The sequence below is a fragment of the Rhizobium sp. 007 genome (genome assembly GCF_015353075.1).
Taxonomy (GTDB): domain Bacteria; phylum Pseudomonadota; class Alphaproteobacteria; order Rhizobiales; family Rhizobiaceae; genus Rhizobium.
The window spans coordinates 1,356,109-1,375,221 of sequence record NZ_CP064188.1 but is presented as its reverse complement, the minus strand read 5'-3'; the positions used below and the strand labels follow the sequence as shown (position 1 = coordinate 1,375,221).

The window sequence follows — 19,113 nt, the reverse complement described above, 5'->3', positions numbered from 1 at the left end:
AATTAGTCTATTGGATCTCGTCTGGAGACAACTGTGTTGAATTTACATGCAGCACCAACGGATAGCACTCCATTGGATCGCTTGCTTTGGCGGCAGCAGGAAGGAAGCCAGCGCATTCTGGTGCTGTCCAGCTATAGCCGTTCGTTGACGAATTTCCGTTTGGAACTTTTGAAATCCATGGTGCGCGCCGGCCATGTCGTGGTAGCTGCAGGTCCCGAAGACGACCCGGAGGTGAAGGCCGATCTTTCCAAGATCGGGGTTGAGTTCGCCAGAATCCCGATGGCCCGCGCCAGCTTGAGCCCGGTCAGGGACATTGCGACGTTCCTCCAGATTCGGCGGCTTATAAAGAAAATAAGGCCCGACGTGGTGGTCCCCTATACGATGAAACCGATCGTCTACGGCGGAATCGCAGCCCGCTCAGCGGGTGTTCCGGGGCGTTGCTTTCTTGTAACCGGTCTGGGGCATGTTTTTTCGGAAGCGAGCGTCAAGACTCTAAAGGGCCGTTGGATCAAACGACTGTGCGTCCGGCTTTATCGGCTGGCGATGGCGGGTGCGACGGCGGTTTTTGTCTATAATGATGCCGACCGCTCGGACATCGTTGAAAATTCATTGGTCCACGACGTTTCCGTCATTCATCGCGTTGCAGGCTCCGGCGTGGATGTCGATCACTACGCCTTCGCACCAGTCCCATTGGAAAAGCCTGTCTTTCTGATGGTGAGCCGGCTGATCAGTGACAAGGGCGTCTTCGAATACGTGGAGGCGGCGCGACGCTTGAAGCAGCATCGGCCTGATGCAGAATTCCAACTTCTCGGACCGTTTGATCCGAACCCAGCGGCAATATCGCGGCTGCGGGTTCAGGAATGGATCGAAGAGGGGATCGTGGATTACCTTGGCGAGACAAACGATGTCCGCCCCTTCCTCGCGCAGTGCAACATATTCGTCCTCCCCTCCTATTACCGAGAGGGAATACCCCGCAGCATCCTGGAAGCGATGGCCGTCGGGCGCGCGATTATTACAACGGACCTTCCGGGTTGCCGGGACACTATCGAACCCGGCGAGAACGGCTATCTCGTCACGCCTAGAAGCGCAGACAGCCTTTTTAGCGCCATGTCGCCGCTTGCCGACCGGCTTCGGCTGGCTGCTGAAATGGGTCGGCGTTCGCGCGAACTGGCCTGCGCCAGGTTCGATGTCCACGCAATCAACGAAATACTCATCTATCGAATGGGTCTCTCAGATCATGACTGTGCGGGCCGAAAGGCTGCAGGAGCTCTTGGGCGGGAGGCAATACAGGCTCACACGATCAACCAACAACTCGATGCAACGGGGAGGGTCATCTCTTGGAGAGGGTGAAAATAACACCACATGGGCTCGTTCCATCGCCTGCGGGCAGGCATCACAGCATCACTTATCAGCAGCGCCTGCTCCGCCCGCGTTCAGGCTATGGAATTGTCGATCTGCTGGAATTGCTGCGCAGGCACCGATGGTTCTTTGGGTCAGTCCTTGTAGGCGGGCTCGTTCTCACGGTCTTGACCGCAGTCTTGATGACAAGGGTCTATGTCGCTTCGTCTGCCATAGTTTTCGACCGGAATGATGCCCGTCCATATGAGGCCGTCGAGGAACTCCGCAAACAGGAGCGGGACAAGTCCGTAATGGAAACGGAATTGGACCTAATCAAATCGCGGGTGTTCGTGGGCACGGTTGTGGACGCGCTCGACCTGGTGAGCGACCCCGACTACAATACGTATCTTCCGCGACGTGACGACGAGAATGAAGGAGGTATTAGCCTTCTCGTTTCTGCTACGAGCAAGTTCTTCGCCCCGAGGCAGAACCCCGACATGGTCCGTAGCCGGCTGGTTTCGAAGAGCGTTCAACGTGACAGGGCTATATCTGCACTGTTGGGCTCCTTCACTGTCAGCCGCAACGGTGACAGCCTTGCGATGACAATCCAGGTGCGGCAGACAAGGCCGCTGAAGGCAGCGGCGATCGCCGACGCCATTGCTCAACACTATGTTGATTGGACTGCCAAGGTCACGGATGAAGCAACGAAGAACACGATCGATTATCTTCGAGGTCAGGCGAGGGAACTTGGCAGCCGCATAGCGGCAATGGAACGTGAGATAGCGGCATTTTCGGCCAATCGCGATCTCACTTTCGATCCCAAGGATGACATTCTCAGGTCGCGATTGGAGCTTCTGAATGAGCAATTTACAGTGGCGAGCACTGACGAGACCGCCGCACGGTCGAAGTATCTCGAGGCCAAAGCACTGATTGCGTCGGGCGATGTATCATCCGTTGTACGTGTGGTTGCGTCTGAGCCGTTGGATCGTCTTCGCACCGAGCAGTCACGCCTGGAACGACTGAAGGCGCAGCTTAGCTCTAAATTCGCCAAGAACCATCCGTTGGTCGCTGATGCCGATGCCGAACTCGAAGCCAATCGACGGATGATGACGGACGAAGCAGAACGAATTGTCCAGGCATTGGCAAATAGCGCAGAGGTCGCGGCCGTCCGTGCTGCCAAATTTAGTACCGATGTCGCGATGCTCCAGAAGCAGATACAAGGGCGAAGTCTCGCGGAAATCCGTAGGCGCGAACTTGAGAGGGATTTGCTGGCCGAACAAAAGCGTTATGATCAGGTCGTGCTTCGACTGGGGGATCTGGATCCTGAGCGGGGCGAGCACAAAGCGTCAGCGAGTGTCGCGTCCTATGCGGAGGTGCCGACAAGCCCCAGGTTTCCGAAACCGGCTCTCGTTATTGTGTCGGGGTTTATTGGATCTCTCATCCTCGCGGTCCTGACTGGTATCATTGTCGATGTTCTCGACGATCGCCTGTATCGTTCGAACGACCTGGAAGACATTCTGGGTCGACCTAACCTCGTCACCGTTCCGCGCGTGACACGGCATTTTCAGAACGGTGCCAGCTCATTCGAATTTGTCGTCGACTATCCGTCCTCGCCCTTCGGAAAAGCAATGCGAAATTTGTGTCTCGCGTGGCGAACGATCGAACGGTCGAGTGGTGGAAAGATCGTGATGCTGTGTTCACCGTCGACTGGTGAGGGCAAGACTACGCTCGCCCTCGGCATAGCTGCCGCGGCGGCAACGAGCAATCTTCGCACGGTTCTGGTTGACTTTGACTCATCAGCGAAAGGTGCTGGCGCTCTTCTTGGCATAGCCCCGCCTCGCCTAGTGCCAAAGGTCGCAGATCCACCCGATTTATGCGTCTCGAGCATGACCTCGCCTGCCCACCCCCGGCTTGACGTCGCCTTCGCAAGCTTCACAGCCGACGACACAGAGCCACTTTGCTCGTATTTGCGCAAAATGTATGATTTGATCATCATCGACGCGCCTAATTTGGAGGACGAGGAAGGGGCCGTTTGGCTCGCTGCCCACGTGGATTCCATCGTTGTTGTAGTCGCGGCGGGACGCACGACGGAACGAAGGCTGGTCAATGCGTTGAACCGACTCTCTGTCAACCAACCCTTCATACTTGGAGGAGTTCTCAACCAGGCCGCGATATCTAAAGCCGGCAAGGTAGCGCTTGCGAACTCCGGGCTGTGGACGCAAGTCAAAGCACGGTTTCGCCAGAAAGTAACCGCATAAAGGAGCTATCTGGATCAGATGGCCGTACGCTAGGACGGCGGGCGCCGCCCCTTTGTGATTGGCAAACTCAGTCATCTCTTTTTGCCGGCTTTGGCCAAAGCATTGATCACGCGGTTCTGCCGGCAAGCTGACGGTAGATATGCATTATTTGTTCTGTATGTGGTCGAATTCCGTAACGTGCCAACGCAGACTTTTGCGCGTTTCCGCTCACGCGCTGCCATTCAGACGGGTCCTTTAAGAGCTTGGCCATCGGCGGCACAAAGGCGCTTGGGACTTCGGGTTCGACCAGATAGCCGGTCTCTCCATCAACGATTGCTTCGGGATTTCCTCCGTGGTTCGTCGCGACAACCGGCGTCCCAAGTAGCATCGCCTCGATGAGGGTTCTTCCAAACGGCTCGTTTATGGCGGGTACAAGTAGAATGTCCATGGCGCACATCAGCCGATTGATCGGCGAGCGGAAACCCATCAGGTGAATTGCCTTTTCTATGCCCAGCTCGCGCGCACGTGCTGTAACCTCAACATCGAGTCGCTGGCCGTGATGCTTGGGCGAGCCAAACAGCAAACCTGCGACGGTCAGTTCAGGATGCTGCGCGCAAAATGCGTGTATAGCTTCGACAAAGCGGATTGGCCGCTTGCGATCGATAAGCGTGGCGAAAAATCCAATAAGGCGCGTGTTCTCATCCAGGCCGAGCTCGCGCACGAGGTCCATACGGCATTCCTCTCTGTCAAGCAGAGGCTCAGGATGGTCAAAGGGACTATGGATCACCGAGGTTCGGGCGCTGATGGGTAGCAGAGGTGAGGTAGGCTTTGCATAGTTGGAGACAGTAACGATGTGACTGGCAATTAACGGCGCGAGAAAGTTTATGCCCCGTGCCGCCGGGTCCCCGCGATGGTGCCATAGTAAGCGTGCTCCGGAAAACACGGTCGGGAGCCCCCATGTCGCGTGAATCGACCCGTCGTTGGTGTGAACGATATCGGCTTTCTGCCGGCGAAGAAAACGGATCAATCGGGCGACGGTATAAAGGTAGCCTGCTGCCACCGCGCTTCCGGTGGCGCCGCGATATCGGGATCTGAGAACCGACGCCTTCACCGTCAGATACTCTATCTGACGCTTATCCAAATATTTTGCGAAATCTCCGTTTGGCCTATGGAGGACGACCACGGGCCGCACCTCGGAGGGCTGAAGCGCTTCAATCAGCTTGATCGCTGAAATGTTACTCCCGCCGAATTCATCTCCAACAAACGGATAGACTACGACTATTGGCTTCGAGCCCATGGATTTACCCCCAAAAAATTCTAAAGCTCGAATGCGCCAGAGTAGATTTACCTTTGTGGACCGGATGTTGATATTATCGCCGAATGGAGCGCTATTTGATATCACCCTAATTAGTTATTGATTGTGCTGGAGCCCGGCCCAATTCGACAGAGCGCGCTCCGAACAACGTCTATCCTCGCTAAGCTGATCGGCAAACTAACGATAGCGCGAGGCGCGTTCTTTTCAGCTGTTATCAGGTTGTGAAATGGTGGCTTTGGATGCGAAAGGCGTGGACGCAAGAGATGGAATGCATTGGCAAGGGCCCCGCTGCTCTCCAATGTTCATCGCTGCAACGTGCCTACTAGCACTCACTTTAATCTGCCTGGAGGCTGTCGGTCACACTCAGGCGGCAAACGCAGCGTCCGATGCGTTCCCTGGCGCCGAAGGTTACGGAAAGAGTGCGCAAGGCGGAAGAGGCGGCGCGATCATCGCTGTCACAAATCTGGAAGACAGCGGACCCGGAAGCCTCAGAGCGTGCATCGAGGCGGCGGGTCCGAGGAACTGCGTCTTCCAGATTGGCGGTACGATCAAGCTCAAGCGAACCCTAATCGTTCGAAGCGACAATGCGTTAGTCTCCATCCTCGGGCAGACGGCACCCGGCGGCGGCATAGTCTTGACGATTGAGCGGCCTGACAAAAAGGGAAAAAATACGCTGCTGGGAATCAAGGGAACGAATGACGTTATCGTGCGACATATTCGCATCCGGCCGCAGCTCCGAAACACGGTCAAAAGCGTTGACGGGCTGGTCATCGAGAATAGCCAAAGGGTGTACGTCGACCACGTGTCGGTTTCCTGGGCAACGGACGAAAACATCAGTACCCACGCTGACGCCACGGAGGTCACGATCGCAAATTCGATCCTGGCGGAGGGCCTCAACAAACACAGCAAATGCACGTTGCTTGGATCCGATCCACGGGCGCCGCAAAAACTGACATTTCTCAGGAACCTGTGTCTGTCGAATAATGATCGGAATCCAGACAACAATCACTACGGACAGTCCTGTATTGAGATCGTTAATAACGTTTTCTTCAATGCGCGGTCCGAGTGGGCGGAGATTTTCTCGCAATTTCCGGGAGGGACCCCGATCGCATACGCCGGGAATTATTTCAAGGCAGGCCCGAGTACAAACGATCTGACCTATGCCATTCGGTCGAAAGATGCCGCAAGGGTTGCGAATCCGCAGATCTATCAGGAAGGCAATGTAACCTGGGCACCGCCTTCTAAGACGATCGTCACCGTGGCGCCCGATACGGAGCGCTTTCTTGTCTCCAGTCCGCCCTGCGCCTTAAGCGTAACTGCGATCGCTCCGGCAGCAAAGGCTTACCATGACGTTCGAACACGATCGGGCGCGTTCCCACGCGACAGTCTCGATCATGGCTGGGCCAACGATATGGGACCGGAGGGGGAGAAGGGCGACGGGAGGATGGTGAGCGAACCCGGTCAGATTCCGTCGATGGAAACCGGGGCCCCCTATAGGGACGACGATCAGGACGGAATGGCCGACTCCGTCGAGGCCAAATTTGCCGCCAAGCCCGGGGTGAGTGATGCCTGGGCGGTGAGCAACCCTGACGGCCCAGCCCATTTCGATGAATTCATGGAATGGCTCTCGGAAGAACGGATCGCTGGTCGGTATCCACAATGATGCAGTCGCCGACCGGCAGAAACCGGCTAGTCGGTAAGCAGGTCGCTGCAGAATTGTCCGATCTCAGTCCTGCGGGCGACTGTTGGCTTACGTCGAGTTTCTGGCGCTATCGGTTGCAGCAAGGACCGCTTCCCGCAGCGCTCTGGCATTTTGATGGACTGCCTCTTCGGTCAAGCTGGGATCGACGAGGAGAGCCAGGCTCGTTTCGCCGAGTTTTTGCGCGACAGGCAATCTTCCCGCCGGTTGCGCCAGGTTAGCGAATGCTTTTTCGAGGTAGATCTCTGAGCAGCTTCCGGCAAAGCAGGAAACGCCTGCGGTATTCAGGCTCACCAGAATCTGGTCGCGATCGTGGCCCATCTTCAGTCGATCTGGACGAACAAACGTATAAAAGCGGTAATATGCATGGCGAATGCCATCACGCGGCACGGGTGTTCGAAGAGCGTCGAGGTCGGCAGTCGCTGCGATAAGAATGTGCGCGTTTCTTTCTCTTGCCGCTTGCCACTCCTTTAGCCGGGCGAGTTGGCAGAGGCCAAGCACCGCCTGATACGACATCATCCGCAAGTTGGTGCCGACGGACTCGTGAAGCCATCGAAAACCGCTTCGAACCGACTTTTGCTGAACGGCATCATATGATTTTCCATGATCCCTTCTGCTCCATGCTTTCTTCCAAAGTGCTGTATCGTTCATCGCAATGAGGCCGCCTTCGCCGCCTGTGGTGATGATCTTATCCTGGCAGAACGAAAAGGCCGCAATATCGCCGAACGACCCGACCGGCTTCCCGTCAATTTCCGCGCCATGCGCTTGGGCGCAATCTTCAATGACCCACAAACCTCTCTCGCGGGCAAAAGCCATGATCTCAGGCATGTCGCATGGCCATCCTGCAAGGTGGACGGCGATGATGCCTTTGGTCCTTGATGAAACCTTCTCTGCTATCGCGGCTGTCGTGAGATTCTGGCTGTCCTGATCGATATCTGCAAAGACCGGCACTCCCCCGCAAAAGGGTACGCAAGCAGCAGATGCGACGAAACTGCGTGGGGTCACGATAACTTCGTCCCCAGCGCGTAAGCCGAGCGCGAACAGTGCGAGTTCGAGAGCAGCGGTTCCATTTGTGACGGCGATGGCGTGTTCGACCCCGAGCAAGGCGGTGTACGCTTCTTCGAACTGCGCGACATAGGGACCTGTCCAGGCATTGACCCGACCGGTCCGAAGCATGGAAGCGACCGCTTCGACCTGCTCTTCATCAAAAACGGGCCAGTGCGCCATTTCGTCCTCCGTGTTAGATGCGATATCCGCTTCCCGAAACTGGTTCCTGCGTCACAGAACCTGACGAACCATCACGAAGGCTTCCGCTGCTTGACTGAAGACGGTTGCGCCGCGCAACGTCGCCAGCGCCCTCAAGGTTTCGATAGCGCGCTCATGTGGGGTTGGCCGGAGCTGCGATTGAAAAGCCGACATCGCTTCCAATTTGGTTTCGAGATGCTCCTCGATGTCGATGAAGACGTGTGGAATGAAACTGGGCGTCACATAGGCCGCGTTCCAATTCGTCTCCGAGAGCGTCTCATATGCCAGAATCAATCTCGGATATTGCTCCTGATGAGGTCTTGCCGCCACGAGCGCAGACGTGAAGACGATCTGATGGTCGACATGCATGTCTCCGACGAAAGGGAGGAGAAGCGTTTGCGGGCAATATGCCGACACGATTTCGAACAAGGAGCGGTTCAAATCGGAGACGGCCGTCTCGGCCAAGCCGGCTGCAGGGAAACCCATCCAATCGGTTCTGCCGACACCAAGGATTGCGTGCGCCCGGCGCGCCTCTTCCCTCACGCGAGATACGGCCTCGGATGCGTAATGCGGCGGCTTACCCTCGGTTACGATGACGATCCGAACTTCGGCTCCCTCCGAAGCGAGCCGTGCAATTGTACCACCTGCCCCGAGGACCTCGTCGTCCGCATGGGGGGCGATGACAAGCGTCCTACCGAAGACGTCGCTCAACAAGCGTGAGCCGCCTATTTCCATCGGTTTTCGATCCCGCGTTCATATAGGAAGGTGGCGCTGATGCTCGGGTCCACGTTCGCTCCTCGGATTGTTACATGCCCGCGATCGAGACGGCGACGACATCCCCCGGAAGCAACTCCGTGAATGGCGCACCATCGATCACGGTATTGACCCCGCTCTTGGGGCGGCGAACCTCGTAAGTGAAGGAGATCTGGTCGCGATTTCTTTCCGCGGCTACCGAAGCAATGAGATAGAATTGCTCTTCGGCCGATTGGCGCGTGGATTCGAGCTTCTTGATCGCCGCTTCGCGCTCCTGGAGCTTCAGCAATATGTCTTTCTCCCGATCTGCCTGCAGTTTCGAGAGTTCCAGCTTGAGATTACCGAGTTCGCGTCTCGACCGGGACATCTCCGCGTATATCTCCAGAAGCTGCGTTTTCTCATTCGAAGTCGTATTCTTGACCCGCGCGATCTCGGTCTCCGTATTCAGTTCGCGTTTGCGTAGCGCGGTCACACGTTCAAGATCTCGCTCGTTCATCTCGACGACGCCTTTTTGTTCTGTTTCAAGCTGAGCGAGAATCTTCAAACCTGCCTCTGTTTCGGCAATCCCCTGCGTCAGAATCTCGACTTGAGCCTGTGTGGTGATCAGATCGGTCTTCAGGATCTTCTCCTCGATTTCGAGTACGCTCTTGAGAGATGTTCTTTCGAGATAGGGGCGCGCGCTTTCTGGAGCGTCTTGCAAGTCGATGGTTTCGGCCCCACGTAGCTGGGCCGCCAACCGCGCTGCATAAATCGCCTCATGGACGATTTCCACCTCGGCGCCATCCATCGCCCCACGTAACCTCGCGCGGGTCATGATCTTGTCAGCCGCACTCGACGCGGCCGTCAAAGTTCCACCTGCAAGGCCGACAGCCTGTTCGACCGTCAAGCCCGGATAAAAGGGAAAGGATCCGGGGTTTTTGACCTCGCCCAGAACAAAAACCGGCTTGTAGGTCGCTATGTTCAAAGCAATTTTAGGATCGACCAATATCTGCCGATTCTTGTATTCGGTCCGCAATTTTTCCAGCGCCTGGTTAACACTGAGCCCTCCGATCTCAACGCCACCGACCAAGGGAAACTGCGCAGCCCCATCCGCATCAATTGTCAACAGAACTGGCAGTAGGGCGTCGTCAAGAAAATCAAAATTGACGACGTCTCCGGGCTGCAGCTGGTAAACCTCTGATCGCGTATCAGTCGCGGCCGCAACAAGCATTGCAATGGCGACCCAAATAGCCCGGCGAGAAGCATTGCGTTCGCCGGACATTGCGCCGCCTTTCACGCAAGGATGAGATGACATCATGTCCCCCATTGACCATCGGTTGTCGCGCGAGCGACGTGGATTCGATCTTTATCTAAGAAAGTTGTTGCTTTTAACGTCAAGTAAATAAATGTTAAACGGCACGCCTACCAGTATGGAAGCGTCTATAGCATTCAGGCTATGAAAGGTTACGTCTATAGCCCGTCAGTATTATATTCAGTTCGATGCGCGACGTCTGCAAGTCAATTTAAGATTGTATTTATTGTATCGCATTCTTCGATTTTTGGAAATAGATATTGCTTTTTAAGGTTAGATTTTTTGCCAGTAATATTCTAACATGAGGTACGGCGTTATACCTGCGACCAGCTGATGCGCATTACTGATGCTCTGTTGAATCCTAGCCAGTCGATATCGAGAGCTTCACCAGGAGTTGAGAGATGCTCATTGAAACCAAAGCTGAGTTGGGAGCGTATCAGCCATTTTCTCAAACATACAGCGAACGGCAAGTGTCGAGATATCGCGTCCATGCGTCCCGCCTCGAAGGGGAAGTCTTAGTAAGTGGAGCGAAGAATAGTGTCTTGCGTCTTCTCGCAGCCTCGCTGCTGACATCTGGTAAAATCGAGATCTCGAACTATCCCACGATGCTCTTGGACGCTCAGGTTCATCTTGGGATGCTGGAGGCGCTTGGAAAGCATTGCATTGTCGAAGGCGAGACGGCCTATATCGAGGAAATTGTCCCCCCGCCGTCGGAGTTGGTGTGGAGGGGCCGCTCAATTCGCAACACACTCTTGATATTGGGTGCCCTAACGGCTCGTACCGGGAGGGGCTCTGTGCCGTTGCCGGGTGGCTGCAAACTCGGCGAACGAAAGCATGACCTGCATGTTATGCTTTTGGAAGCACTTGGTGCGACCGTTACAGAAACAGACACCAATCTCGAAGCCTATGCACCGCAAGGCCTGACAGGCGCCGACATCCGTTTGCCGATCCGCTCAACCGGCGCTACCGAGAACGCTCTTTTGTGCGGCGCATTGGCCCGCGGTGTTACGACCGTTTGGAACCCGCATATCCGTCCTGAAATAATCGATCTGATCTCCATGCTTCGAACGATGGGCTCGAAGATCAAGGTGTTCGGTCAGGAGCGCATCGAGATTGAAGGTCGAGAAGGGCTCACAGGTGTTCGACATAGGGTCATTGGCGATAACATGGAAGCTCTAACGTGGTTGGTCGGGGCGTGTATCACCAACGGCGACGTTGAGATCCATGGCTTTCCGCTATCGGACTTGGAAGTTCCCCTCATACACCTCAAGGAAAGCGGCGCGCGTGTTTATACCGGTCAAGAGAGCATAATCGTTCGCGGCGGCAACTGTTATCCTGTGGAGATCAGTACGGGCGCCTATCCAGGAATAAATTCGGACATGCAGCCCCTCTTTGCAGCGTTCGGCGCCATGTCACGCGGAGAGAGCAAGATAATTGATTTGCGCTTTCCGGGACGATACCTCTACGCGGAAGAGATGGGTTTGATGGGACTTGACTATTCCATCGAGGATAATCTGCTACGCATTCGCGGCGGCACCAAGTTGCGTGGCGCCGAAGTTACAGCACGTGATCTTCGCGCAGGCATCGCCCTGACGTTGGCCGGTCTCGTCGCCGACGGAGAGACGATCGTGCGCGATGCCTGGCAAATAGAACGTGGTTACGATCGATTCATCGAGAAAGTTACATCGCTGGGTGGGGACGTCCTCGCCGAATGAAGACAGGCGGAAATGGCGCTGTTGGTCACCGTGGAACTGACTGTGAACACTCCGAAGATATCAAGCAAGAATGTTTCGTCGCTTCTCGGGAACATCAAGAATGTTGAGATTTCATCTCATGTCCCGCTGAAGTATGTCGGGCGATGGCAAATCGGCGGGCCGGCTGACGTCGTGGTTGAACCGCTCGATGCGCGCGCGGTCAGCGAGGTTTTGAAGTGCCTCGGTACGGAGAAAGTGCCATTCTTGGTGATTGGCGATGGCACGAACCTTCTCTTTGATGATGCAGGTTTTCGTGGTGTTGTTCTGCGGATCGGCCGAAGAATGTCGCAGATTGCAATCAACCGTACACACGTCGTCGCTCAAGCCGGAATCTGGACGCCTGTTTTTGCGCGAAAAGTCGGATGTGCGGGATTGACAGGTGCGGAGCACACGGTGGGAATTCCTGGAACGCTGGGCGGCCTGGTTGTTATGAACGGTGGCAGCCAGAGAAAGGGGATCGGCAGCAACCTTGTAAGCGCAACCGTCGTCGACATTGATGGCAAGGTGAAAATGTTGGATCGAAACGCATGTGAATTCTCATATAGAAAATCCAACCTGCAGCGGCCGGACCTGGTTCTCTTGGAAGCATCTTTTGAGTTTGCCACGGCTAACAAGGCGGAGGTGCGAAGGAGGATGATTGAAATTATGGTGTCGAGACGAAAGAAATTCCCCCTTCGCCTCCCAAACTGCGGCTCCGTTTTCCTCAGTGACCCCAAGATGTATGACGTGGTAGGTCCCCCCGGAAAAGCGATCGAGGATGCTGGCTTGCGGGGACGTCGCATAGGTGGAGCTCAGATTGCCCCCGGTCATGGTAACTTTATCGTTAACCTCGGCGGTGCAACGAGCTCGGATGTGCTGGGCCTGATCGATTTAATAAGAAGGACGATTTTTGAACGAAGCGGCTTTTTAATGGATTGCGAAGTTCGTCACGTTCGTCCCGACGGATTGCTCCAACCAGCTCATCTTTCGGTTCAATCAGGAAAGTGGAATTGATGCCTCGCGTGGTTGTCGTGTCCCCATACTACAACAGGGCTCACTTAGTCGATGAGACCGTCACGGCAATTCGTGATCAGACATATCAGGATTTCGAGGCCTATTTCGTTGACGATGGGTCGCAAGACGGCACCTATCATGCACTTATGAAATATAAGTCGGATAAAATACGCGTTTCGACGCAACGCAACGTAGGTTTTACGCGGACTATGATTTCGACTATCGCCTGCACGGACAGCGAATTTATCGCGGTGCAGGGATCAGGCGATATATCCTATCCAACGCGGCTGCAGAGCCAGGTTCGATTTTTAGAGGACTATCCCGACGTCGTTGCAGTGGGCTGCTATCGGGAAGTCGTATCAGACATAGCTTCGAGGAGTTACACTGTTAAGCCGCGCGTCCATAAGGATATAAAAGTACAACTCTTTAACGGCAATCCTTTTTCGCAGGGCGAGGTCCTTATGCGACGCTCTATATATGAAAGGGCTGGGGGATATCGACCATTCTTCGTATATCGTCAGGATCTCGATCTGTGGCTGCGCATGACGGATTACGGGGCGATGGCTGTCGTTCCCGAGATTTTATACAAAGCTTGGAAGCGCACGGATTCCGTAACCGGCGATCCGCGCAAGTTAGCAGTTGCGATGAGCTGCAGAGATTTCGCCTTGTATTGTGCACGAGAGCGCATGGCAGGGAGGCCCGATCCCTTAGACACGAATGGGCCGATTTCCGCGTTGATGCGGCCGCGGTCAAAGGATCTTGCGACAAGCCTCGCCTCAGAGGCCAGGCGGCGAGCCTTAATTGGGCTGGAAGATGATGCAAGGCATTTGCTAAAGGCAGCTTTTAATGAGAAACCAGTCATCTCAGCTTGGTTTACGCGCGTTATTTTATTCGTTCCGTGGCTGAGGCCACTGGCTCCACTTGCCATTCGTCTTATGCGCCTACTCAGAGGCTGGGGGGCAGCGCCCCGCGCGGACAGGGCCGCTTGATCTAGATGATTTCGTCAGAGCCCGGGAACAAAGGCCTCAGTCACAAAGTCCGATCCGAGGTCGCGATGACCTCGATATTTCAAGGCGCAGGCATAGCGATCGATTTGGCTTACATGGCCATCCTATCACGCCTCCTGTCGCCAGCGGATTTTGGCGTCATGGCAACGGCGATCTTGTTCCTCTCATTTTGCAATCTTCTGCGTGAAATCGGAATTGGCGCGACGATCGTTCAATTGCCAAGCCTCACAGAAGTTGAGCAGCGGACGGCACTCACGTTAGTTCTGATCTCGTCTGCCATTCTCTTCCTTTTGGCGCAAATCTGTGCTGCGCCATTTGCGCGATTCATGAACATGCCCGCGTCGGAAGATGTTGTTAGAGTGTTGTCGTTCATCATCATCGTTCAAGCATTTACCTCGATATCTGAGGGCCTGCTCTTGCGCCGACTGGAGATGCGCCGCATCCGAATGAGCGAGATTGCGGCCAAAACACTCGCATACGGCACGACCGGCATCGGTTTGGCATTTGCGGGCTTCGGATATTGGGCCCTTGCTGCGGCATCGATATGTGAGGCCAGTTTCCTATCCTTCGTTCTGGTTTATGCTGCTAAACCAAACCTTCGACCGATATTTGATAGCCAATCCAGCCGTCGCCTTATGGGAAAGGGAACTGGCTTTACTGCATCACGTGTAATCAACTTTATCGCGCTTCGCGCAGACATCACCATCGTCGGCCGATCCTTGGATGCAGTTCACCTTGGCCTTTACTCACGAGCATATCGTCTGATGAGTCTTCCGACGGACGTTTACGCCCGTATAGCGGATCGGGTCGTTTTTCCTGCGATGGCGCAGGTGCAGTCTAACCCAGAGCGGCTCAAGAAAGCGTATCTGCGAGGCGTCGGTCTAACCGCTCTTTTTGGAATGCCAATGAGCGCAGTGATCTATATTCTCGCTCCGGAAATTGTTTTGTCCCTGCTCGGCAAGCAATGGGAGAAGGTAATCCCCGTGTTTTCCTTTCTCGCTATCGGAATGTACTTTAGGTTGGCTTCACGAGTGAGCGGGTCTCTGCTGCGAGCAACGGCGGCCATACGCCCGCTTATAGTATCGCAAGCTGTTTATGCGTGCCTGACAGTATGTGGCACTTTGTTAGTTGTAGAGTTTGGACTATCAGCAGTGGCGACAGCAGTGGGATTTGCAATTTTTGTATATTATTGCGTAATCACCGCGTTTGCCTGCCAAGTAGCCCGCGTCTCGCTCATGGAGTTAATCATAGAGCATCGATACGGTATGCGTGTATCGGCTATGGTTGGCATTCCTTGCTTTGTCATCGCTTACGTGCTGCGCCTCGAAAATGCGCATGCGAGCATCGTCCTATTTTCCGAAATCTTGTTTCTGGGCCTCTTTTCGCTTTGCTTCGCATATCGCATGCCGATCAATCTAATTGGCAAAGAGGGTGCTGAATTTAGCGGCCATATGCGAAGTGCAATTCGTTCAATCCTGCGCCCTGGTTGAAATGATCCATCGTCTTTGTGTGGCGTCTTTCGCCGCCTCCAGAAGGCACATGACGACTGCCCGCCATCAGCCGGTTCCGCGCTGAACAGGCCCGCAATCCGCTCATATGCTGCATTTACGCAGAGCCATCCGGATCTCAATCGGCCAAGGCCCACGCTGGCGTGTCACGTTTGGGCTGTGTGCCGACAGAATCGTGGTCCATTGTCCGCCAGAATCAAAATGTCCGCTCTTGCCAAAAATTTCTGCTCCTCCTGTCGATGTCACGCCTGTCCGAACGTCCTAGGTCGGTAGTGGCGCCACTGCGCCGAAAGCCGTTTGCGGTCTCGCAAGAGCAAGGGAGATGATGGACATGGGCGCTTCTTATCGTTGGGTCATCGTCGGTGTTGGCGCATTGATGACCTGTGTCGCTCTTGGCGCCATGTTTTCGCTGGCGATCTTTCTCGAGCCGATGGCCACGACGACCCGTTGGTCGCGTGCCGGCATATCGAGCGCCATGACGCTCAATTTTCTCGTCATGGGCGTCGGAGGTTTCGCATGGGGCGCGGCAACCGACCGCTTCGGTCCTCGTATCGTTGTGCTGACCGGCGCAGGGCTTTTGGGCCTTGCACTTGTCCTTGCAAGCCGGGCGGAGTCGCTGCTCGTGTTTCAATTGACCTACGGCGTTCTCGTTGGCCTTGCTGCCAGCGCTTTCTTCGCGCCGATGATCGCAATCACCACCGCATGGTTCGAAAAGAACCGCAGCCTTGCCGTTTCCCTGGTCTCCGCCGGCATGGGGGTGGCGCCGATGACGATCTCGCCTTTCGCGCGCTGGCTGATCTCGGCCTATGACTGGCGAACAGCGATGCTCACGATCGGCATTGTGGCCTGGACGCTTCTGGTGCCGGCGGCTCTGCTGGTGCGCCGTTCGCCGGCTGCCGCTGCTTCCGGCGATATAGACCCGGACCTTCTTGCGCAGAGCAATGGAACGTTGCTCAAGCAAGCGTTCCGCTCGCCGCAGCTCCTCGTCCTCGGCCTGACATTCTTTGCCTGCTGCGCAGCGCATTCGGGCCCGATCTTTCATATGGTGAGCTATGCGATGGTATGCGGCGTGGCGCCAATGGCCGCAGTCAGCATCTACAGCGTCGAGGGCCTGGCGGGGCTCGGCGGCCGGCTTGTGTTCGGCCTGCTTGCAGACAGGCTTGGCGTAAAACCAGTGCTGGTCGCGGGGTTGATGGTCCAGGCGCTTGCGATCGCTGCCTATCTTCTCGTCAGCCGGCTTAGCGAATTCTACACGCTCGCCGTTGTTTTCGGCGGGGCCTATGGTGGTGTGATGCCGCTCTATGCAGTGCTTGCCCGTGAATATTTTGGACCGCGCATCATCGGCACGGTGTTCGGGGCGGTGACCATGCTCTCGAGCATCGGCATGGCCTTCGGCCCTTTGGCCGGCGGTTGGGTCTTCGATACCTTCGCCAACTACTCCTGGCTCTTCATCGGCTCTGCCATGGTCGGGCTCGGCGCAGTCGCGGTCGCGCTTGCCTTCCCGGCGCTGCCGCGCGCACGGCTTCAACAGGCCTAGATGGAATCCGGTGGTGTCCGTCGCGATTTCGCGGGAATAAAGTCGATCTCTCCACGTTCTACCCGATCATTGGACCGGAGAACGAGCATGTTTCATTTTCGACAGAAAGACCCAGGCAAGATCCATTTCCTTTGCCAGCCGGAAGATCTTGAGGTCATCGCGCCACCAGTGCCTGCCAAGTCGGTTCTGCCGGAGTGGTATCGCAAGCTGCCGGTGGTCGATGCAAAGCATCAGTCGACCACAGATAGCGGTCTGACCATTAAACGCTGCATGCCGTTTCTCGACGCTATGATGACGGGCTGGATCTTGCCGCTGGCAGCGACGGTTCGGCTTGAGATCAAGGAGGACGGCAGAAGCGTCGAGGCGGGCTGGGAGTTCGACCGGGTCATGGTCAGCAATCACGGCGTCCATCAGGTCGCGGGCAATCCGAAGGAGCCAAGCCCGCCCTGCAAGTTTCATAATTACTGGTCGATCCGCACGCCACCTGGATGGAGTTGCCTCTTCGTGCCGCCGCTCAACCGGCCAGCGCAGCCGTTCGAATGCGTGGCGGGTATCGTCGACACCGACACCTACACGGCTCATATCCACTTTCCGTTTTTTGCGACGGCGCCCGACGGACTCTATGTCATCGAGAAGGGAACGCCGCTTGTGCAGGTGATCCCGATTCACCGCAATGGCGCGGCAATCAATGCGGAAATTCGCCGCGAAACCCGGGAAGAGGAAATGAACCGCCAGACAATTTACCGCAACACCATTGCCGGCCACGGCTGGTACCGCAAGTGTGCACGCGCTTCCCGCTGAAATTTCAGCAAGCGGGCAACGAGACGGGGGCCGGATAGTCCGGCCCCCGTTCCTCATCCTGCGCTGTCATCAACGCCAGGAACGCCAATGGTGACGCGAATAATACGAGCCATCAGAACCGCTCGAGTTCGAATTGGAAGAACTGTTCGAAGAGGAATTCGAAGAACGGTTCGACGATGAGTTCGAGTTAGAATTCGATGAACTGTTCGAAGACGAATTGGAGCTCGAATTGCTTGATGAATTCGAACTCGAATTTGACGAGCTATTGCCGGCAACGACGATTGCAGCGTCGCTGTGGCTGCTCGACTGTTTCCCGCCGTCAGGGCGTATCGTCGTGTATTCCTTGGCCTGTACGGCGGCAGAACCTGCCAGCGCCGCGACGCCGGCGACGAGGGCCGTGCTCAGTTTCCAGGATTTTTTCATGCCAGTTACTCCTTTTGAAAACAGGACCGGCTGCTCCGGTCCGGCAGAGTAACGGGCGGCACAAGGTTCTATTCCCGACTTCCGAACGCTTTTACTTTTGCGCCCCGTCACGGATTTCGGCGAGCGCCTTCGCCTCTTCGGACGCCTCCATCGGCGGCTTGGCATCAATGGCTGAAAGGTAGGCTTCGAGCGCATCCGTGGATGAAGCCGGCGCATAGCCGCCGCTGCCGCCAGCAGCAGCCACTGCGAACGCCACGCGCCATTGCGCACCGGACCGGCAGGCGACCGAAACCACAGTTGAGCGATCGGGCGAATCGACTTCGAACTCGCGGCAAAGCGCCTGCGCATTGTCACGGAAGGTTGCGATTGCCCGGAACCGCTGGTTGGAACCGGCCAACTGCCGCTCCTCGCCGGAAACAACCGTTGCCAGGGCCTCGTTGAGCGCGGAGGCGCTGACCCCGGCAACGTGAAGGCCGGCCGAGGCTGGCTCTTCGGACTGCGCCAGCAAATACCCGCCCAATCCACCGAGAATGGCGGTAAGCGACGCGGCGATCGGGGTGAACCAGCGGCGGGCGACGACCTGATCGTTCGCTGTACGTCGCCGGAATGGCATCACGGATGCAGCACCCTGATCGGCGGCTTTCTTTTTTGCAACCATGGCTTCGATTGCCTGGGTCAGCTCGGCCGGAACCGGCTCGTCCAAAAGCGGTTCCAGCGCCGTCTGTGCCGCTGCTCGTGTCTCCAGGAAAAATGCCACGCGGGGGACGAGCTCATCATCGGTCTCCATGGCACGTTCAATCTCGGCCGCCGAAAAATGGATCGACAGCGATCAGCGTCGCGCCTGGTACCAACTCTGCTGCATCCGTCAGCGGTGGGCGAACGAAAACCGGTACCTCTTTCGCGGCGCCCTTTTTCACCGCGGCAGCCGCGCGGATGAAAGGCGCAAGTCCTGATCTTGCCCCCGAGCGCATTCGCGAAGCGCTGAAGATCTCGGCGAACCCGGTAAGGATCCGATCTTCGGGTGGGGGCTCCTGAACGCGCGCGCGCTCTGCGGGGCGTGAGGGTCCAACCATCAACTCCGGCATGTAACGGCCGTCCTATTGGGCGGGCGTTGCGCGTGCTTTCGGCGCACGACCAGACCAGCGACTTCCAGCATCGCGACGTCTTTAAAAATCGCGCGGAGGTATTTAGAACGGCACCCGCAAGTTCGCG

General features: G+C 56.2%; 14 protein-coding genes and 2 pseudogenes. 11 read left to right on the top strand and 5 right to left on the bottom strand.

What is annotated here, in order from left to right:
• Positions 1 to 72: 72 nt before the first annotated feature.
• Together ISN39_RS27570 and ISN39_RS27565 are read left to right on the top strand one after the other, a co-directional pair.
• Complete coding sequence (locus tag ISN39_RS27570; protein WP_246763449.1) at positions 73 to 1,350, top strand: glycosyltransferase family 4 protein; 1,278 nt, start codon at positions 73 to 75, stop codon at positions 1,348 to 1,350.
• The gene (locus ISN39_RS27565; RefSeq protein ID WP_246763507.1) at positions 1,347 to 3,596 is read left to right on the top strand and encodes an exopolysaccharide transport family protein; all 2,250 of its coding nucleotides are present in this window, start codon (positions 1,347 to 1,349) and stop codon (positions 3,594 to 3,596) included. Before ISN39_RS27570 ends, ISN39_RS27565 begins: the two co-directional genes overlap by 4 nt.
• Before the next feature lie 106 nt (positions 3,597 to 3,702).
• On the opposite strand, the gene ISN39_RS27560 is transcribed toward ISN39_RS27565, so the two are convergent.
• The gene (locus ISN39_RS27560) at positions 3,703 to 4,872 is read right to left on the bottom strand and encodes a glycosyltransferase family 4 protein (protein WP_074071781.1); all 1,170 of its coding nucleotides are present in this window, start codon (positions 4,870 to 4,872) and stop codon (positions 3,703 to 3,705) included.
• 316 nt (positions 4,873 to 5,188) lie between these two features.
• Between ISN39_RS27560 and ISN39_RS27555 the strand changes: the two genes are divergently transcribed.
• Positions 5,189 to 6,553: a pectate lyase gene (locus tag ISN39_RS27555; RefSeq protein ID WP_194731240.1), complete on the top strand. Its 1,365-nt coding sequence runs from the start codon at positions 5,189 to 5,191 to the stop codon at positions 6,551 to 6,553.
• 87 nt (positions 6,554 to 6,640) lie between these two features.
• Here the strand turns inward: ISN39_RS27555 and ISN39_RS27550 are convergent, their stop codons facing one another.
• The 3 genes from ISN39_RS27550 to ISN39_RS27540 form a co-directional block, all read right to left on the bottom strand.
• Positions 6,641 to 7,816 (bottom strand): DegT/DnrJ/EryC1/StrS aminotransferase family protein, encoded by a 1,176-nt coding sequence (locus ISN39_RS27550; RefSeq protein ID WP_194731239.1) that lies wholly within the window; start codon positions 7,814 to 7,816, stop codon positions 6,641 to 6,643.
• A 51-nt stretch (positions 7,817 to 7,867) separates the two neighbouring features.
• Positions 7,868 to 8,563 (bottom strand): PIG-L deacetylase family protein, encoded by a 696-nt coding sequence (locus ISN39_RS27545; RefSeq protein WP_194731945.1) that lies wholly within the window; start codon positions 8,561 to 8,563, stop codon positions 7,868 to 7,870.
• A 76-nt stretch (positions 8,564 to 8,639) separates the two neighbouring features.
• Entirely contained in the window at positions 8,640 to 9,848 is a 1,209-nt protein-coding gene (locus ISN39_RS27540; protein ID WP_194731238.1) for a polysaccharide biosynthesis/export family protein, read from the bottom strand.
• Positions 9,849 to 10,279: 431 nt separating this feature from the next.
• Here ISN39_RS27540 and ISN39_RS27535 point away from each other — a divergent pair, with 431 nt between their 5' ends.
• The 7 genes from ISN39_RS27535 to ISN39_RS27505 all read left to right on the top strand — a co-directional run bounded on the left by ISN39_RS27535 (position 10,280) and on the right by ISN39_RS27505 (position 17,953).
• On the top strand, positions 10,280 to 11,593 hold the full coding sequence (locus tag ISN39_RS27535; RefSeq protein ID WP_194731237.1) for a UDP-N-acetylglucosamine 1-carboxyvinyltransferase: 1,314 nt from the start codon (positions 10,280 to 10,282) through the stop codon (positions 11,591 to 11,593).
• 12 nt (positions 11,594 to 11,605) lie between these two features.
• A complete protein-coding gene (gene murB, locus ISN39_RS27530) occupies positions 11,606 to 12,625 on the top strand; it encodes a UDP-N-acetylmuramate dehydrogenase (RefSeq protein WP_194731236.1) in 1,020 nt (339 codons plus the stop codon).
• Positions 12,625 to 13,614, top strand: coding sequence for a glycosyltransferase (locus tag ISN39_RS27525; protein ID WP_194731235.1), 990 nt, complete (start codon positions 12,625 to 12,627; stop codon positions 13,612 to 13,614). The genes murB and ISN39_RS27525 overlap by 1 nt, the downstream gene beginning before the upstream one ends.
• Positions 13,615 to 13,679: 65 nt before the next feature.
• Positions 13,680 to 15,122 (top strand): lipopolysaccharide biosynthesis protein, encoded by a 1,443-nt coding sequence (locus ISN39_RS27520; protein WP_194731234.1) that lies wholly within the window; start codon positions 13,680 to 13,682, stop codon positions 15,120 to 15,122.
• Between the two features lie 349 nt (positions 15,123 to 15,471).
• On the top strand, positions 15,472 to 16,677 hold the full coding sequence (locus ISN39_RS27515; protein ID WP_194731233.1) for an MFS transporter: 1,206 nt from the start codon (positions 15,472 to 15,474) through the stop codon (positions 16,675 to 16,677).
• 87 nt (positions 16,678 to 16,764) lie between these two features.
• On the top strand, positions 16,765 to 17,478 hold the full coding sequence (locus tag ISN39_RS27510; RefSeq protein WP_194731232.1) for a DUF6065 family protein: 714 nt from the start codon (positions 16,765 to 16,767) through the stop codon (positions 17,476 to 17,478).
• A gap of 133 nt (positions 17,479 to 17,611) precedes the next feature.
• A complete protein-coding gene (locus ISN39_RS27505; RefSeq protein ID WP_194731231.1) occupies positions 17,612 to 17,953 on the top strand; it encodes a hypothetical protein in 342 nt (113 codons plus the stop codon).
• Positions 17,954 to 17,992: 39 nt separating this feature from the next.
• Here ISN39_RS27505 and ISN39_RS27500 read toward each other — a convergent pair.
• Positions 17,993 to 18,712, bottom strand: a pseudogene (locus ISN39_RS27500) (anti-sigma factor); the annotation flags it as partial.
• Positions 18,713 to 18,753: 41 nt separating this feature from the next.
• On the opposite strand from ISN39_RS27500, the pseudogene ISN39_RS27495 reads away from it, so the two are divergent.
• Positions 18,754 to 18,962 (top strand): annotated as a pseudogene (locus ISN39_RS27495) (S8 family serine peptidase); the annotation flags it as partial.
• Positions 18,963 to 19,113: the final 151 nt, after the last annotated feature.

Bases quoted from the DNA above. Each gene is read 5' to 3' on its own strand.
- ISN39_RS27560 (WP_074071781.1), bottom strand. From the start codon at position 4,872: ATGGGCTCGAAGCCAATAGTCGTAGTCTATCCGTTTGTTGGAGATGAA.
- ISN39_RS27555 (WP_194731240.1), top strand. From the start codon at position 5,189: ATGTTCATCGCTGCAACGTGCCTACTAGCACTCACTTTAATCTGCCTG.
- ISN39_RS27550 (WP_194731239.1), bottom strand. From the start codon at position 7,816: ATGGCGCACTGGCCCGTTTTTGATGAAGAGCAGGTCGAAGCGGTCGCT.
- ISN39_RS27540 (WP_194731238.1), bottom strand. From the start codon at position 9,848: ATGTCCGGCGAACGCAATGCTTCTCGCCGGGCTATTTGGGTCGCCATT.
- ISN39_RS27535 (WP_194731237.1), top strand. From the start codon at position 10,280: ATGCTCATTGAAACCAAAGCTGAGTTGGGAGCGTATCAGCCATTTTCT.
- murB (WP_194731236.1), top strand. From the start codon at position 11,606: ATGGCGCTGTTGGTCACCGTGGAACTGACTGTGAACACTCCGAAGATA.
- ISN39_RS27525 (WP_194731235.1), top strand. From the start codon at position 12,625: ATGCCTCGCGTGGTTGTCGTGTCCCCATACTACAACAGGGCTCACTTA.
- ISN39_RS27520 (WP_194731234.1), top strand. From the start codon at position 13,680: ATGACCTCGATATTTCAAGGCGCAGGCATAGCGATCGATTTGGCTTAC.
- ISN39_RS27515 (WP_194731233.1), top strand. From the start codon at position 15,472: ATGGGCGCTTCTTATCGTTGGGTCATCGTCGGTGTTGGCGCATTGATG.
- ISN39_RS27510 (WP_194731232.1), top strand. From the start codon at position 16,765: ATGTTTCATTTTCGACAGAAAGACCCAGGCAAGATCCATTTCCTTTGC.